The organism is Bradyrhizobium sp. STM 3809 (assembly GCF_000239795.1).
GTDB lineage: Bacteria > Pseudomonadota > Alphaproteobacteria > Rhizobiales > Xanthobacteraceae > Bradyrhizobium.
In genome coordinates this window covers 1-1991 of the sequence record NZ_CAFJ01000485.1, presented here as the reverse complement: position 1 = coordinate 1991, position 1991 = coordinate 1, and the positions used below count along the sequence as shown (strand labels likewise).

Below are 1991 nucleotides of genomic sequence, written 5' to 3'. Positions count from 1 at the left end.
TACGTCAAGTCGCTTGCCAAGCAGCTCGGCCCGAAGGGCATTCGCGTCAACGCCGTTGCGCCCGGTCCGATCTGGACGCCGCTCCAGGTGTCTGGCGGCGCCACCATGGAGAAGCTGCAGAAATTCGGCGGACAGACGCCACTCGGCCGCCCTGGACAGCCGGCCGAGCTCGGATCGATCTACGTCCAACTGGCCGCGGCCGACGCGAGCTATGCCAATGGACAGGTCTACGGCGCCGCCGGCGGCTCCGGCCAGCCATGACCAGGCGCAGGCGACTAGATGTGCGTCACGGGTTGCGGAAGCGCATAGGTCGCAGTGTGGACCTGGCGGATCGTCGTAAATGCAGCAACCGCCGACGCGACGCTGAAGGCGGTGAGCAGTGCAATGAGAGCCGTACGTGGAGTCATTCGCGCGTCCTCCATTGTAACGCTTAGTCCCGGATCGCGCCTGCCCATCGATTGGACACAGGCGTCATTTCACCGTCGAGCCAGTCTTGCTCGAACGCCAGCGCGCGCCAGCCCTGAGCCATGCGCGTGTAGCGGCGGAATGCCGGATCACTGTCAGCCCGCTCCGCGAGCTGCACACAGTTGTCGGCGTTTTCTCTGAAGATGTCGGACTGTTTCATGAGGATCAGGTGGGAGCCGAGCCGGAGCGCTGCAACCCGGGTTACGTGATATTAATCCTGACAGTCTCGCAACCGTCGCCTTGGAACATTCGCGAACGGCGGCGGAGCCGTTCGCTTCTCGTGGCCGAGGGCGATCTCTCCGGTGCAGTCAGCCGCATCCCATCAACTCCGTCGATGAGTTAGTTCCTGCAGCGACCGGCCGGAAGCAGAAAATTATTGGAACGAATGTGAGCGCATCGAGTTGAGCCGCTTGTGCCAGCGGCAGACGGTTCCATTTGCACGCATCGGGTCGCATTCGGCTTGATTTGACAGGTCGCCGCAGCTTCTATGCCGAGCCGCGTTGAAGCATGGAATCTTGTAGTCGTTCTGACTCGGGGGAACTTGATGAGCGATCTCGATACTGCTGAGAGCCAGCGGCCGATGCGGCAAGGTTCCCATCGCAACGGAAACGGGACTGGAACCGTGGACGCCAGCCAGGACCTGCTACGTGCTCTTCAGGCAATGCGTTCGGGCGACTTCACGGTGCGTATGGGTGGAGATTATCTCGGCATCGACGGGAAGATCGCCGATACGTTCAACGAGATCATCGCTGCAAACGAACGGATGGCGCAGCAGCTAGAGCGTGTCGGTCAAGTCGTCGGACGCGAGGGCAAGACGAGGCAGCGGGTCAGGTTCGGCATTGCGAGCGGCTCCTGGGCCGACATGGAAGGTTCCATCAACACGTTGATCGACGACCTCCTCTGGCCGACGCGGGAGGTGACACGGGCCGTCGCCGCGGTGGCGCAGGGCGACCTGCTGCAGACCGTCAAGCTGGACGTCGACGGCCGGCCGCTCGGCGGCGAGTTCCTGCAGTCGGCCACCATCGTCAACACGATGATCAAGCAGCTCAGCGTGTTCACGTCCGAGGTGACGCGCGTCGCGCGCGAGGTCGGCACCGAGGGCAAGCTCGGCGGCCAGGCGCAGGTGCCCGAGGTGACCGGCGTCTGGAAGGATCTGACCGAGAGCGTCAACTCCATGGCCAACAATCTCACCGGCCAGGTCCGCAACATTGCCGAGGTGACGATCGCCGTCGCCAATGGCGACCTCTCCAAGAAGATCACGGTCGACGTCCGCGGTGAGATCCTGCAGCTGAAGGAAGCGATCAACACCATGGTCGATCAGCTGCGCTCGTTCGCCTCCGAGGTGACGCGCGTCGCGCGCGAGGTCGGTACCGACGGCAAGCTCGGCGGCCAGGCGATCGTTCCGGGCGTCGCCGGCACCTGGAAGGACCTGACCGATTCCGTCAACGCCATGTGCGGGAACCTCACCGCACAGGTGCGCAACATCGCCAACGTGACCACGGCCGTGGCGCGCGGCGACCTGTCGC

General features: G+C 63.8%; 4 protein-coding genes. 2 read left to right on the top strand and 2 right to left on the bottom strand.

All coding sequences use genetic code 11. The annotated features are described in order from the left end of the window. Nucleotides 1-261 (top strand): SDR family oxidoreductase (locus BRAS3809_RS22510; RefSeq protein WP_035657686.1); only part of this gene is annotated, 261 nt, incomplete at its 5' end. 14 nt (nucleotides 262-275) lie between these two features. Here BRAS3809_RS22510 and BRAS3809_RS37635 read toward each other — a convergent pair. Both BRAS3809_RS37635 and BRAS3809_RS22505 read right to left on the bottom strand, forming a co-directional pair. After that, entirely contained in the window at nucleotides 276-407 is a 132-nt protein-coding gene (locus BRAS3809_RS37635) for a hypothetical protein (RefSeq protein ID WP_008964338.1), read from the bottom strand. 23 nt (nucleotides 408-430) lie between these two features. Further along, complete coding sequence (locus BRAS3809_RS22505) at nucleotides 431-625, bottom strand: hypothetical protein (protein ID WP_008964337.1); 195 nt, start codon at nucleotides 623-625, stop codon at nucleotides 431-433. Between the two features lie 384 nt (nucleotides 626-1009). On the opposite strand from BRAS3809_RS22505, the gene BRAS3809_RS22500 reads away from it, so the two are divergent. Then, the coding region (locus BRAS3809_RS22500) for a HAMP domain-containing protein (protein WP_139017421.1) at nucleotides 1010-1991 on the top strand (982 nt) is incomplete at its 3' end.